This is a genomic window from Roseateles sp. P5_D6 (assembly GCF_054049415.1).
The window spans coordinates 137552-149854 of sequence record NZ_JBFUMK010000008.1 but is presented as its reverse complement, the minus strand read 5'-3'; the positions used below and the strand labels follow the sequence as shown (position 1 = coordinate 149854).

The window sequence follows — 12303 nt, the reverse complement described above, 5'->3', positions numbered from 1 at the left end:
CGATGATTCCCGCCGATGCTGCAAGCCGTGCCCAAGCCCGCATCCCAGTCGATGGGGCTCAACCGTACGCCACCGGTCACGGGGTTGATCCTGACCGGCGGCGGCGCACGTGCCGCCTACCAGGTGGGCGTGCTGGCGGCCATCGCCCAGCTGCGCCGCGATGCCGGCGCGACGCAGCAGAACCCGTTTCCCGTGATCAGCGGCACCTCGGCCGGCGCCATCAATGCGTCGACGCTGGCCTGCCACGCGGACGACTTCGACGCCGCCGTCGACGGTCTGCTGCACCTCTGGCAGGGCCTGCATGTCGAGAACATCTACCGTGCCGACGCGTTCGAGGCGGTGAGGAGCGGCGCGCGCTGGCTCAGCATGTTGAGCCTGGGCTGGGCCATTGCACGCTGGACGCGCAGCCGCCCGCGCAGCCTGCTGAACAATTCACCGCTGCGCGAGCTGCTGGCCCGCTACCTCGACATGCCGCGCATCGAGACCATGCTGGACGGCGGCCATCTGCGCGCGCTGGCGCTGACCGGTTCCAGCTACACGTCGGGCCAGCACGTCACCTTCTTCCAGACCCATCACCACGTCGTGCCGTGGCTGCGCGAGCAGCGCATGGCGGTGCAGACCAAGCTGAGCCTGAGTCACCTGATGGCGTCCTCGGCCATCCCCTTCATCTTCCCGGCCGAGCTGCTGGAGCTGGAGGGCGTGGCCGAGTGGTTCGGCGACGGCTCGATGCGCCAGAGCGCGCCGATCTCGCCGGCCGTGCACCTGGGTGCCGAGCGCGTCCTCGTCATCGGCGCGGGCCGCATGAAGGAACCCGAGGGGCGCCGCGTCACCGCCACCGAGGCCCATCCCAGCATGGCCCAGATTGCCGGCCATGCGCTGTCCAACATCTTCCTGGATGCGCTGGCGGTGGACGTCGAACGGCTGCGCCGCATCAACCGCACGCTGGCCCTGTTGTCACGCGAGACGCGAGCGGCAACGGCGCTGCGGCCCATCGAGCTGCTCGTCATTGCGCCCAGCCGGCGCCTGGACGAACTGGCCGGCGAGCATCAGGCCAGCCTGCCGCCCTCGGTGCGCGCCATGCTGCGGGCCTTCGGCGTCAGCGGCAAGGGCAAGACGACCAGCGGCTCGGCGCTCGTGAGCTATCTGCTGTTCGAACCTAGCTTCGTCAACGAATTGATCAACCTGGGCATGAGCGACACGCTGGCCAAGCGCGCCGAGGTGCAGCGCTTCTTCGGCTGGCCGGCGCGGGCGCCGCAGATCGACCCGGCGCTGCTTCGCAAGAGCCGCTCAGCCGGGTTCGCTGCCGGCTGTTGAGAAGGCTTGGCCGGCCACGCGCAGGCCGGCGCTGGAGAGCTTGCGGGCGGTTCCCGCCTTGATGCCTGGCACACGGCGCATCAGGTCGGCCCAGTCCTTGAACGGCCGCGCGGCCAGCAGGCGCTGCACCAGGGCCGGGCCCAGGCCAGGCAGGGATTCGAGTTCCGCGCGGGTCGCGGTGTTGGCCTCGACCTCACTCTGAGCCAGGGCGGGAAGTGCCACCCACAGCAGCAGGGCCCGCCGCTTCATCGTCAGGCTTCGCCGAGCTGCGCCCGCACCATGGCCGCGTAAGCACCATCGCGCGCGATCAGCTCGGCGTGCGTGCCGGTCTCTACAAGCTTGCCGGCGCCGAGCACGTGGATGGCGTCCGCATCGCGGATGGTGGACAGCCGGTGGGCAATGACGATCAGCGTCTTGCGGCCCGACCAGGCGGCCAGGGCCTGTTGCACGGCGCGCTCACTCTCGGTGTCCAGCGCTGAGGTGGCTTCGTCGAAGATCCAGATCGGTGCGTCCTTGTACAGCGCTCGGGCAATCGCGAGGCGCTGGCGTTGGCCGCCAGAGAGCTTGCTTCCATTGGCGCCGACGTGGGTTTCGACACCCTCGGGCAGCGTCTGCACGAAGTCCCAAAGATGGGCGGCGCGCAGCGCGGCTTCGAGCCTGGCCTCGTCGCGCGGCTGCGCGTAGGCGATGTTGTTGGCCACGGAGTCGTCGAAGAGCACGATGTCCTGCGACACCACCGCGAACTGCCGGCGCAGCGAGAGCCGCGTCAGCGTGCCGATGTCGGTGCCGTCCAGCAGGATGCGGCCGGCGTCCGGCGGGCCGAAGCCCAGCAGCAGGTGGATGATGGAACTCTTGCCCGCGCCCGAGGCCCCGACCAGGGCCGTCGTCTTGCCGGCGTGAAAGGCGAGGCTGAGTCCGTCCAGAGCCGGTTGGGAGGCGCCGGGATAGGTCAGGCGCACGTCTTCCATCGTCAGCTCGCCGTGTGCGTGCGACGGCAGCTCTCGGGTGCCGCTGTCGGCCTCCTTGGGCGCATCCATCAGCTCGAAGCAGCCCTTGGCGATGACGGTAGCCCGAGTTAGCGGCGCGGCCAGGTCGGACAAATGGCGCAGCCGCGAGGTCAGCAGCAGCAGGGCCGTGACGAACTCGGCGAAGGCCTGCACCCCCGTGCCCTGAGCGCGCGCCTGCCACAGTGCCACGCAGATGATGAAGGACAGGCCGACGCTGGCGACCAGTTGCGACAATGGCTGGGCCAAGGCGCCGGCGGTTGCCGTCTTCAGGTTGTTGCGGCGCACGTCGTGGGCAACGGCAGCGAAGCGTTCGCGTTCGTGCGCGGCCGCGCCGAACTGGCGCACCACGCGCCAGGCGCGAGTCAGGTCGTCGACCTTGTTGACGAGCAGCAGCTGAGAGTCATAGGAGCGCGTCGCCATCAGCCGCATGCGCAGGTTGAGCTTCTTCATCACCAGCGCCATCAGCGGCGTGACGACCAGGCTGAGCAGCGTCAGCTGCCAGTTCAGATAGAAGAGGTAGCCCAGCATTGCCAGCGCCGGCAGGCCGTCGCGCAGCACGCTCACGCCGACATCGCCGACGAGCTGCAGGATCTGCTGCGGGTCGTTGACGACCTTGCTGACCGCCGTGCCGGGCTGCATGCGCGTGTAGACCTGGGCGTCCAGCCGCAGCAGTGCGTTGACGAGGGTGGAGCGGAAGTCCATCACGCTGCGCGTCAGCGTCCAGTTGAAGAGGTACTGGCCGGCAAAGCCGAAGACACCTCGCATCAGGTACAGGCCGATCAGCACGACCGGGATCATCCACAGCGGAAAGGCATCCTTGGTGAAGCCCTCGCCGAAGGCATAGCCGATCAGTTTGGGGATCATCGGCTCGGTGGCGGCCGCGCCGATGTAGGCCAGCACCGTCAACAGCGCGCCCCAACGGTGCGGGTAGATGTACTGGCCCAGGCGGCGGGCAGGATTGGCTTCGGCGGAGGTCGACATCGGGCGTGATTGTCGTGCGTGTTTGGAGGCGCTTCGCCAGCCGGTGCCGCCATGCCCGGCCCATAGAATCGCCGCCGCCCCCCGCTTCTCACGCCCGATGCATCCGATTCCGCCTTCGCCCGCGCCGGTGATCCCTTCCGCCGCGGACGGCCCGGCAGGCCCCGACACCCGCCCGCGCACCGTGGTCCTGCTGCAGTGGGTCGGCATGGGCGACCTGGTCTGGCATGTGCCGTACTTTCGACGCGTCGCCGAGACCAGTTTTGGAGGGCAGGTGTCGCTGATTGCCTCGCCGACCGTGTTCGCGCCGCAGCTGGTGGGCCATGAACCCTGGGTGCGCGAGATCATCGACTTCGACCGCCACCCGCGCCGCCATGAGGGCCGCCAGGGGCGTCACCGCGGCGTGCTGGGCCTGTTCCGCATGGGCGTGGAGCTGCGCGAGAAGCAGTTCGACCGCATCGTGCTGTTCACCAACTACACGAACCGCTCCCTGGTGGCGCTGGCCGCGAAGATCCCTGAGCGCCTGGGCTATGGCACGACCTGGCTGCAGCGCCGGCTGCTGTCGCATGGGCCATGGATTCAGCGCTACAGCGGGCCGGCGGTCGGCACCTACGAGGACGCCACGATGTTCGCCATCGCGCATGGCTGGTGCGATGCACCCATCGTGCCGAGCCTCGTCGTGCGCCCCGAAGCGCTGGAGCGCGTGAAGGCGCGGGTGCAGGGCCTGCCGCAGCCCATGCATGCGCTGTGCATCGGCTCGTCGGAGCCCTACAAGCAGTGGGGCACCGACAACTTCGCTGCCCTGGCCGCCGAGCTCGCCCGCGCCGGCCACGGGGTGCTGCTGATCGCCGGCCCGGCGGAGCGCGAGATGGCGCAGACCATCCTGCAGCGCATCGAGCCAGCCCTGCGCCCGCGCATTCTGGCCATCACGGACGGCACGGTCGCCGAGACCGTGGCGGCCATGTCGCTGATGCGGACCTGCCTGGGCAACGACACGGGCGGCGTGCAGATCGCCGCTGCCGTCGGCACGCCGACCTGGGTGATGCTGGGCCCACGTCCGCTGCTGGCGCATGACCCCGAAACGCTGCACATGCTGACCGCGCCCAGGCTGGCCGACATCCAGCCCGGCGACGTTGCCCGTATCGCGCTGGCGCAGGCCGCATGAGCCCGGCAGACACCCGCCCCAAAACGGCCGTGCAGCTGCAGCTCAACGGCATGGGCGATCTCGTGTGGCATGCGCAGTACTTCCGCTGCGTGGCCGAGCAGAGCCGCGACGGGCAGGTCAGCCTCATCGCCGCGCCCACCACGATGGCCCGCGAGCTGCTGGGCCACGAACCCTGGGTGCGCGAAATCATCGATTTCGACCGGCGCCCGCGCAAGAGCGAGCGTCGCCGCGGCCGCCACAGCGGCCTGGATGGCCTGTTGCGCCTGGGTGCCGAGCTGGCCCCCAAGCGTTTCGACCGCATGGTGCTGTTCTCCGACCATCCGGGTCGCGCCATCATCGTCTGCTGGCGCGCCGGCATCCGCACCGTCCTCGGCTTCGGCGAGACCTGGCTGCAGCGCCTGCTGCTGACCCGATCGCCCTGGATCAGTCGCTACCGCGGCCCCGCCGTGGCGGGCTACAAGGACGCGACGAATTTCTCCATCGCCCAGGGCTTCTGCAGCGCGCCCATCGTGCCGCGCATCAGCGTGCGCCCCGATGCGCTGGCGCGCATGGGCGAGCGCCTGGCGCCATTGCCGCGGCCCTTTCATGCACTGGCCATCGGCGCGTCCGAGCCCTACAAGCAGTGGGGCGAAGACAACTTCGTCGAACTGGCCAATCGCCTGGCCGCGCGTGGCCACGGGGTCCTGCTGCTGGGCGGGCCGGCGGAAGGCGTGCTGGCGCAGGCCATCCTGGCGCACGTCGAGCCGGCATTGCGCGAGCGCGTGGCCACGATGACCGACAGCAGCGTCGCCGAGAGCGTGGCGGCCTTGTCGCTGGCGCGGTCCTGCATCGGCAACGACACGGGTGCCGTCAACATCGCGGCCGCGGTGGGCACGCATGCCTTCATCGTGCTCGGCCCGCGCCCGCCGCTGGAGCACGACCCCGAGCATGTGCACTTGCTGCAGGCCGCGCAGCTGTCGGACATCCGCGCCGCGGACGTCGAGGCCCGTGTGCAAGACGTGATCGGCTAGCGCGCCAGCGCTTCCCGCCAGACCGCCAGCGTGCCGCGGGCCGTGGCCTCCCAGGTCCGCGTGCGCGCGTAGGCCAGTGCCGCTGCGCGGCGAGCGGGCGTCATCGCCACCGCGGCCGCAATGCCCGCGGCCAGCGCCGCGATGTCTTCCGGGTCTGCGATCGCGGCGTGGCCACCCGCCGCCTCGGGGCAACTGCCGCGGTCGCTGGCCAGCACGGGCGTGCCACAGGCCATGGCCTCCAGGATGGGCAGGCCGTAGCCCTCGTACAAGGACGGGAAGAGATAGGCCGCCGCGCCAGCGTAGAGCGCGGGCAGGTCCGTGTCGCTGACAAAGCCTGCGAAGTGCACGCGCGAGGCCAGGCCCAGCTCGGCAAGCCGTGCCGCCAGGGCCTCGCCTTGGGTGCGGGAGTGTTCGCCGCAGACCAACAATGTGTAGTCCTGGCCGAAGCGCCCAGCGGCGAAGGCCTCGATGGTGCGTGCCAGGTTCTTGTTGGGCGTGGAGCCGACGAACAACAGATAGGGCCCCGCCAGCCCATGGCGCGTGCGCACGGCCTGAATCTCGTCCGCCGTGTGCGGCCGGAACTCGGGTGCGACGCCCGGATGGACGACCTTGAGCCGCGCCGGATCACCGCCGACCAGGCGCAGGAAGTCCTGCCGCGTGTTCTCGCTGACGCACACCAGCCGCGCGCAGCTGTCGCGCAGATGTTCGTAGTGGCGCAGCTTGCGCTGGCGCTTCTTCTCGTCGGTGTAGTTGATGTTCAGCGCCGCGTAGAGGTCGTGCACGGTCGCGACGGTGGGCACGCGCCAGGGCGGCTGGCGTTCGTCGGGCACATGCAGCAAGGCACAGGCCGGGCGCGGCAGCGGCCAGACGGGGCCCCACCAACAGCGGCTGGACAGCCGGGGCCCCTGGGCCAGCCGGTCGCGTAGCTGCCAGCGCGAGCGCTTGCACAGCTGCAGCAGCTCGAATTCGTCCTGCGGTGGCACCTGCAGCGCCGACAAGGCTTCGATGAGCTGGCGCGTGTAGCGGCCGATGCCGGTGCCGCGTTCGTCGGTCAGGTTGGTGGCCTCGATCGCGAAGACGGGCGGGCGGCTCATGTCAGGCGATGCCCAGTGCGTCCAGCGCCTGCGGGAGGTCGAGGTAGTCCACGGCCGACGGGGTCGGCTGCCCGTTCTTCGCGAGAAGAACGCGGCGCCCGACACCTGCCGCCCGGCCAGCTTCGACGTCCGATGGCTTGTCGCCGAACATCAGCGAGCCGGCGAGGTCGATGTCCAGCGCTTCGGCGCTGCGCAGGATCATGCCGGGCGCGGGCTTGCGGCAGTCGCAGTCGAGCGCGTAGCGAGGCAACTGCGCGTCGGGCAGGTGGGGGCAGTACTCGATGGCGGCCAGCGTGATGCCCTGTTGCGCCAGGTGCTCCCGCAGCGCGTCGTGCAGATGCTGCACCGCCGCTTCGTCGTAGTAGCCGCGCGCCACGCCCGACTGGTTGGTCACGATGACGAGGGCGTAACCGGCAGCCTGCAGGCGGCGCAGGCCATCCAACGCGCCGGGCACGAAGCTGAAGTCCTCCCAGCGGCAGACGTAGCCGTGGTCGATGTTGATGACGCCGTCGCGGTCGAGGAAGGCGGCGGGGCGGCGCGCGCTCATCGGCCCTGCGCGCGGATGCGGTTGACCAGGGCGGTCGTCGAGTAGCCGTCGACGAAGGGAATGGCGCGCGCATCGCCCCCCCACGAACGCACGAGGCGCGTCTCTTCCAGCGCTTCCATGTCGTAGTCGCCGCCCTTCACGTAGAGCTGCGGGCGCACGCGCGCCAGCAGTGCGCAAGGCGTGGGCTCGTCGAAGAACAGCACCGCGTCGACCGACGCCAGGCCAGCCAGCACCAGGGCGCGGTCGACGTCGCGGTTCAGCGGCCGGTCCGGCCCCTTGCCGAGGCCACGCGCTGAGACGTCGGAGTTGACGGCCACGACGAGGCTCGCCCCTTGCTCGCGCGCCGCATGCAGGTAGGCCACGTGGCCGCGGTGCAGCACATCGAACACGCCGTTGGTGAACACCATGGGTCGGCCCAGCGTGGCCAGCCGCGCCGCCAGCGCGGCGTCGCCCAGCGCGGCGGCGTCGATGAGCTTGTCTTCCAGCATGCTCATGCCGCCAGCTCGTCGTAGCTCACCGTCGCTGTGCCGAACTTGCCGACGACGATGCCGCCGGCTTTGTTGGCCAGGCGCATGGCTTCGGGCAGCGGCACGCCGGCGCTGGTCATCACGGCCAGCGTCGCGATGACGGTGTCGCCTGCGCCGGTCACGTCGAACACCTCGCGGGCGCGTGCCGGCTCGTGAGTGACGCCGCTGGCTTCGAACAGCGTCATGCCTTCTTCCGAGCGCGTCAGCAGCACGGCGCCGACGTCGATGTCGGCGCGCAGCGTCTCGACCTTGGCGCGCAGCTCTTCCTCGCCGCGCCAGGCGCCCGCGACCTGGGCCAGTTCGCCCCGGTTGGGCGTGATGACGCTGGCGCCGGCGTAGCGCTGGTAGTCGCTGCCCTTGGGGTCGACCAGCACGGGCTTGCCCGCGGCGCGGGCCATTTCGATCATGCGCGGGATGTGCGTGAGGCCGCCCTTGCCATAGTCGGAGAACAGCACGACGTCGTGTCGGGGCAACTGCTCGGCGAAGGCCTCAAGCATCTCGCCCAGCGCCTCGTGGTCGGGCTCGTTCTCGAAGTCCACGCGCAGCAACTGCTGGGCGCGGCCAATGATGCGCAGCTTGACGATGGTGTAGAGCTGCTTGTCCTCGCGCAGCACGGTTTCGATGTCGCGCTCGTGCAGCAGTTCGCGCAGGCGGCGGGCCGGTTCGTCCTGGCCGACGACGGTCAGCAGCGTGGCCCGCGCGCCCAGCGTGCGGATGTTGAGCGCGACGTTGGCGGCGCCACCCAGGCGCTCCTCCTCGCGTTCGATGCGCACGACGGGCACGGGCGCCTCGGGCGAGATGCGCTCCACGGCGCCGTGCCAGTAGCGGTCCAGCATGACGTCGCCGACGACGAGGATGCGGCGGGAGGCGAGCAGTTCACGCGAGGGCAGGGCGCTCATTGGCCCACGCCCAGGTTGGCCTCGATCAGGCCGCACAGCGTGTGGCCGATCAGCAGGTGCGCCTCCTGGATGCGGGCGGTGATGCCGTGCGGCACGATGATGCTGTCGTCGCACAGCGCGCCCAGCTTGCCGCCGTCACGGCCCAGCAGGCCCAGCGTGTAGATGCCCATGGCCTTGGCGGCCTCGACGGCGCGCAGCACATTGGCCGAGTTGCCCGAGGTCGAGATGCCGATCAGCGCATCGCCGGCGCGGCCCAGGCCCTGCACCTGGCGGGCGAACACATCGTCAAAGCTGTAATCGTTGCCGATGCAGGTCAGCGCTGAGCTGTCGGTCGTCAGCGCCAGGCCGGCGAGCGGGCGGCGGTCCTTGATGAAGCGGCCCGTCAGCTCGGAGGCCAGGTGCTGGCTGTCCGCGGCCGAGCCGCCGTTGCCGCAGAACATGATCTTGCCGCCCGCCTTCAGCGCGTCGGCGAGCCGTTGGCCGGCCTGCTGCACTTGTGGGTCCAGCGCTCCCAGGAGTTGCATCAGTTGCAGGTGTTCATCGAGATTGCGCAGAAACAGGGAACTCATGAGGAGACCGGGGCTCTCACCCGCTTGCAGACCGATGGTTTCAAGTATCGGTGATGGGGCGGTGGTGCCAGCCGACTGACCCGCGCTGGAGGGGCGGTGCACTCGCGCACAGGCGGGGCACGCGGCCGAAGGGCGTGGTGACGGGACGCGAGAGTCCTCATGCAGATCGGGAGTTGCAGCCATTCTCCAAAGACAATGGCTGCAACTCCCGAAGATGCTCGAATCAAACCTGGAGATTAATATTCCTGGATGGAACTCCTGCCAAGCGATTCCAATTTGGAACTGGTCGGGTGCGCCAGTGGATTGGCTGGCACACCCTGCAGTTCAACGGCTGTGCTGAAGCGGAATATCAGTACTGCTGCTGCCCGCCACCGCCGCCGCCGCCACCACCACCACCGCCACCGCCACCGCCACCGCCACCGCCGGACGCGGCCGGGCCAACGCTGGGATCAGCCACCGGCGCGGCGCTCCACGGATCAATGCCCGGGCCTTCATACGGCGTGCAAAGGAAGGCGTTGTTGCCAACATGGACGCCGGTCATGACCCACTTTGGCGGGCATGCGTGCATATGTGCAGCTGATGTGCCGGGGCGGCCGGTTGAATAGTCGACGGTTTCGGCCCAGGTATGCAGGATCCGGCCGCTGGCCGGTGACGCGCACCAGATCTTGTTGTTCTGGACATGGAGGCCGGTCATGATGGTGCCCAACGGGCAGGCGAGCATCCCTTGCCGCACGGTGCTGGACTCCATGAAGGCAGGGATGGCGGACGATGCACCCTTGGCGCACAGCAGCTCATTGTTGATGACGTGCAGCCCAGTCATGTATCCGCCAGTGGACATCTGGACCAGATACTGGGACTGGCCGTTGTTTGTCGCCCAGTCCTGGTATGCGCTGCCGCCGCAGTTGTGATAGAAGGCGTTGAAGGCGTAACCCTGGATCGAATGCTTGTCGATATATTCGGCGTTGCCGTTCAGACTTGCGTAGAACTGATTCCATTGCCCGACGAACGGGCTCGGACTGGTTTGGGCCATGCTGCTGGCGGAACATACGAGCGCCGCTGCCGCAATCATGGATTTGGCGAATGACAGTTTTTTCATCTTACCCTTGCGTATATGTGACTTCTCTGATTTTCCGGCCCGAAATATATGGCCGTTCTAACTGAACAGAACGTGGATCTAGGCCGGCTTTGAGGAGCTTACGTTGGGGTTGTTTACCTGTTGATTACTGGCTGTGGCTCTTCCGTGCTTCGCGCGAACCCTAATATCGAGAGTGATGGGAGTTAGAGGTGCGCGGCGTGTCGCCGTGTGCTCGCGGCCGGGGCCGCAGTTGCGGCGAGCAAGGGCTTCGACGAAGCCAGGCAGGTCTGCAGCCGAGGTGGCTTTACTTGCTGCGGTCCATAAGCTGGACCAGGGCGCTGAAGGGCGACACGAGGCCGCGGCGCCAGTTGCGCTCGACGATGGCGCGGTCAGCGCTGCGCAGCTTGAGCACGGCGGGCAGCACGCGCGGGCAGGGCACCAGGGCCAAGCGAGCGTACAAGTGGCGATGACGCCAGCCGACGCCGGCCTGCCAGGCGAGAGGGCCGTCCTCGGCGCGCAGCAGCACGAGACGAGCGAGCTGGGGCTCGCAGTCCAGCAGCTCCGTTGCTGCAATCTGCATCAATCGATGGCGCTGGAGGTCATCGGGCAGCGCCTGGACGACGCGTGCATGCCGGCCATCGGTCTGCAGGCGCGGCAGCAGCGCCTCGGCGCCTTCGTCCAGCGCCCGGTCGAAGTCGGCAGCCAGCGCGGTCACGAAAGCCCCGCCAGGCACCGAAGCCATCAGCCAGTTCTCGATGATGGGCAGCTCAGGCCGGGTTGTGTAGCGGTCGATGTAGAAGCCGACATAGTCCGCGGCGCGGCGCCGGCGCGTCTCGTGCAGCCAGCCCAAGTCGCGGCTCAGCAGCATGGAGGCGTCCATCCAGACACCGCCGTGCCGCGCCAGCAGCTGGACGCGCAGCCAGTCGGCCTGGCGGTGGGGCGGCATCTCGTCGAAATCGGTTCGCAGCGCGGGCAGCCATTGCGAGACGCTGTCGCGGTCCAGCAGGCGCAGTTGGTGGTCGGGCGCGAAGCGGCGCCAGTTGGCCAGGCAGTCCTGGATGAAGGCCGGCGCCGGGCTGGGCTGCCAGTAGGTCCAGATGATCCTGGGAATCTCGTCCTGGCAGAGCGGCGCGTTGTCGCCCACCATGATGGCGCGGGTCTGCGTCGGTACGCGGGCCCTCAGCACGGTGGCCAGTTCGCGCAGGAACAGGCCGGCGACGATGAGGACGATGCCCGTGGACAACCAGGGCATTCAGGTCAGCCGGCGGTCTAGCTGGCGCTCAAGGATGGCGAGGGGGCTGGCCGTGCGGTCCACCTGGGCCTCGGCCGGCAAGTGCAGGGTCTGTTCCATCATGAACTGGCCGGACATGACCGCATGCGACGTCTGGTCGGAATAGCAAACCCAGGTCGAGCCAGGCGGGAAGGGCATCTCGACCTGCGGGCTGCTGCGCTGGTAGTCCAGGTCGCCCTTCATGCCGTCGTGTAGCTGCAGCATCAGGTGGTCGTATTCGGTGCGCAGCGACTTGGTCACGTGCAGCGCCTTCAGAGCCTTGGCCTGCCAGGCCACATAGGGCTTGGCGCGTGGCACGAAGCGGCGCGCGATGTCCTCGAAGGCCTCGCCGACACGCCAGATGCGCGGCTCGTCGTTGGGGTTGAGGTTGGTGAACACACGCAGAATGCGCTCGCCGCGGTTGGGGCGCGAGGGGAAGGCGTCCACATGCAGGCGGCGGTCATCGGCGCGCCAGGACTGCACGCGCGACTCGACCTGCATGGGCCGATAGCTCGTGGGTGCCAGGCGCAGCGCCGGCTTGTAGGTTGGCGCGATTGCGTCGATCAGCGAGCAGGCGCGGGCGCGGAAACGCCCGATCATGGCTGCCAGCCTTGCCCGCTCTTCGCCCTGCACGGCGGCGCCAGCGAGCACGCCGTCAAGGCGCAGGCTGATGTTGCGTGCCTTCTCGTCACGCACGTCGGGGCGCAGCAGCCCGGCTTCTTCTGAAGTCAGCTCGAAGCGCAGCTCGGGGAAGAACAGCACCCGACCGGCTTCCAGGTCGGGCACGAGACCATGCCTGGGCGAGGTCCAGTCGCGGCTGTCGACAGTGACGATGCGGTTGTCCATGC

General features: G+C 69.0%; 13 protein-coding genes. 3 read left to right on the top strand and 10 right to left on the bottom strand.

What is annotated here, in order from left to right; genetic code table 11:
- The first annotated feature begins 15 nt into the window (after positions 1-15).
- Positions 16-1314 (top strand): patatin-like phospholipase family protein, encoded by a 1299-nt coding sequence (locus ACXJKM_RS13095; RefSeq protein WP_082532913.1) that lies wholly within the window; start codon positions 16-18, stop codon positions 1312-1314.
- Here ACXJKM_RS13095 and ACXJKM_RS13090 read toward each other — a convergent pair.
- Positions 1288-1563, bottom strand: a complete 276-nt coding sequence (locus ACXJKM_RS13090) for a ComEA family DNA-binding protein (protein ID WP_056202069.1) — start codon at positions 1561-1563, stop codon at positions 1288-1290. The two genes, ACXJKM_RS13095 and ACXJKM_RS13090, sit on opposite strands and share 27 nt — an antisense overlap.
- Positions 1564-1565: 2 nt before the next feature.
- Entirely contained in the window at positions 1566-3302 is a 1737-nt protein-coding gene (locus ACXJKM_RS13085) for an ATP-binding cassette domain-containing protein (protein ID WP_457352804.1), read from the bottom strand.
- Between the two features lie 127 nt (positions 3303-3429).
- Here ACXJKM_RS13085 and ACXJKM_RS13080 point away from each other — a divergent pair, with 127 nt between their 5' ends.
- Both ACXJKM_RS13080 and ACXJKM_RS13075 read left to right on the top strand, forming a co-directional pair.
- Positions 3430-4464: a glycosyltransferase family 9 protein gene (locus ACXJKM_RS13080; protein ID WP_457352802.1), complete on the top strand. Its 1035-nt coding sequence runs from the start codon at positions 3430-3432 to the stop codon at positions 4462-4464.
- Entirely contained in the window at positions 4461-5474 is a 1014-nt protein-coding gene (locus ACXJKM_RS13075; RefSeq protein WP_457352800.1) for a glycosyltransferase family 9 protein, read from the top strand. The genes ACXJKM_RS13080 and ACXJKM_RS13075 overlap by 4 nt, the downstream gene beginning before the upstream one ends.
- Here ACXJKM_RS13075 and ACXJKM_RS13070 read toward each other — a convergent pair.
- The 8 genes from ACXJKM_RS13070 to ACXJKM_RS13035 form a co-directional block, all read right to left on the bottom strand.
- Positions 5471-6568 (bottom strand): glycosyltransferase family 4 protein, encoded by a 1098-nt coding sequence (locus ACXJKM_RS13070; protein ID WP_457352798.1) that lies wholly within the window; start codon positions 6566-6568, stop codon positions 5471-5473. The two genes, ACXJKM_RS13075 and ACXJKM_RS13070, sit on opposite strands and share 4 nt — an antisense overlap.
- Before the next feature lies 1 nt (position 6569).
- Positions 6570-7115 carry a D-glycero-beta-D-manno-heptose 1,7-bisphosphate 7-phosphatase gene (gmhB, locus tag ACXJKM_RS13065; RefSeq protein WP_457352796.1) on the bottom strand — a complete coding sequence of 182 codons (546 nt, stop codon included), beginning with the start codon at positions 7113-7115 and terminating at the stop codon, positions 6570-6572.
- Positions 7112-7609 carry an adenylyltransferase/cytidyltransferase family protein gene (locus tag ACXJKM_RS13060; RefSeq protein ID WP_457352794.1) on the bottom strand — a complete coding sequence of 166 codons (498 nt, stop codon included), beginning with the start codon at positions 7607-7609 and terminating at the stop codon, positions 7112-7114. Before ACXJKM_RS13060 ends, gmhB begins: the two co-directional genes overlap by 4 nt.
- Positions 7606-8541 carry a D-glycero-beta-D-manno-heptose-7-phosphate kinase gene (rfaE1, locus tag ACXJKM_RS13055; protein WP_457352792.1) on the bottom strand — a complete coding sequence of 312 codons (936 nt, stop codon included), beginning with the start codon at positions 8539-8541 and terminating at the stop codon, positions 7606-7608. Before rfaE1 ends, ACXJKM_RS13060 begins: the two co-directional genes overlap by 4 nt.
- Entirely contained in the window at positions 8538-9110 is a 573-nt protein-coding gene (locus ACXJKM_RS13050) for a D-sedoheptulose-7-phosphate isomerase (RefSeq protein WP_457352790.1), read from the bottom strand. The genes rfaE1 and ACXJKM_RS13050 overlap by 4 nt, the downstream gene beginning before the upstream one ends.
- A gap of 349 nt (positions 9111-9459) precedes the next feature.
- A complete protein-coding gene (locus ACXJKM_RS13045) occupies positions 9460-10206 on the bottom strand; it encodes a hypothetical protein (protein ID WP_457352788.1) in 747 nt (248 codons plus the stop codon).
- Between the two features lie 283 nt (positions 10207-10489).
- Positions 10490-11437: a glycosyltransferase family 32 protein gene (locus ACXJKM_RS13040; RefSeq protein ID WP_457352786.1), complete on the bottom strand. Its 948-nt coding sequence runs from the start codon at positions 11435-11437 to the stop codon at positions 10490-10492.
- Positions 11438-12301, bottom strand: coding sequence for a Kdo hydroxylase family protein (locus tag ACXJKM_RS13035; RefSeq protein WP_457352784.1), 864 nt, complete (start codon positions 12299-12301; stop codon positions 11438-11440).
- Positions 12302-12303 lie beyond the last annotated feature (2 nt).

Coding starts and splice junctions, on each gene's coding strand:
- ACXJKM_RS13095 (WP_082532913.1), top strand. CDS start 16: ATGCTGCAAGCCGTGCCCAAGCCCGCATCCCAGTCGATGGGGCTCAAC.
- ACXJKM_RS13090 (WP_056202069.1), bottom strand. CDS start 1,563: ATGAAGCGGCGGGCCCTGCTGCTGTGGGTGGCACTTCCCGCCCTGGCT.
- ACXJKM_RS13085 (WP_457352804.1), bottom strand. CDS start 3,302: ATGTCGACCTCCGCCGAAGCCAATCCTGCCCGCCGCCTGGGCCAGTAC.
- ACXJKM_RS13075 (WP_457352800.1), top strand. CDS start 4,461: ATGAGCCCGGCAGACACCCGCCCCAAAACGGCCGTGCAGCTGCAGCTC.
- ACXJKM_RS13070 (WP_457352798.1), bottom strand. CDS start 6,568: ATGAGCCGCCCGCCCGTCTTCGCGATCGAGGCCACCAACCTGACCGAC.
- gmhB (WP_457352796.1), bottom strand. CDS start 7,115: ATGAGCGCGCGCCGCCCCGCCGCCTTCCTCGACCGCGACGGCGTCATC.
- ACXJKM_RS13060 (WP_457352794.1), bottom strand. CDS start 7,609: ATGAGCATGCTGGAAGACAAGCTCATCGACGCCGCCGCGCTGGGCGAC.
- rfaE1 (WP_457352792.1), bottom strand. CDS start 8,541: ATGAGCGCCCTGCCCTCGCGTGAACTGCTCGCCTCCCGCCGCATCCTC.
- ACXJKM_RS13050 (WP_457352790.1), bottom strand. CDS start 9,110: ATGAGTTCCCTGTTTCTGCGCAATCTCGATGAACACCTGCAACTGATG.
- ACXJKM_RS13045 (WP_457352788.1), bottom strand. CDS start 10,206: ATGAAAAAACTGTCATTCGCCAAATCCATGATTGCGGCAGCGGCGCTC.
- ACXJKM_RS13040 (WP_457352786.1), bottom strand. CDS start 11,437: ATGCCCTGGTTGTCCACGGGCATCGTCCTCATCGTCGCCGGCCTGTTC.
- ACXJKM_RS13035 (WP_457352784.1), bottom strand. CDS start 12,301: ATGGACAACCGCATCGTCACTGTCGACAGCCGCGACTGGACCTCGCCC.